The 339-nt window shown below is 40.4% G+C and carries 1 protein-coding gene; it reads left to right on the forward strand.

Annotation, left to right across the window (positions count from 1 at the left end; all coding sequences use genetic code 11):
* Nucleotides 1–339 (forward strand): transposase (locus QNI08_RS22440; RefSeq protein ID WP_285769554.1); only part of this gene is annotated, 339 nt, incomplete at both ends.

A 339-nucleotide genomic window follows, 5' to 3' on the forward strand; every position in this document is an offset into this window, starting at 1 on the left:
GAAAACCATGGAAAGAAGCCTTTTCCACCGGATAAATTTGATAAGAACGAAACCAAAGAAATAAAAGAAAGTACAACAGATTCTGAGAGTGGCTACTATGTGAAAGATGAACGAACAAAACAGTTTGCCTATTCATTCCACGCGGCCGCAGACCGAAACGGGTTTGTATTAGGAACGATTGTAACACCTGGAAATACACATGACAGTCAAGTCTTAGAGCCACTTATTGATCAAGTGATTGAGAAAGTTGGAAAACCGGAAGCCGTTGCCGCAGATGCAGCATATAAAACACCGGCAATTACAAACTACCTATTTAACAAAGAAATCCTACCGGCTTTA

Origin of the sequence: Peribacillus folii (assembly GCF_030271255.1) — a bacterium.
GTDB lineage: Bacteria > Bacillota > Bacilli > Bacillales > DSM-1321 > Peribacillus.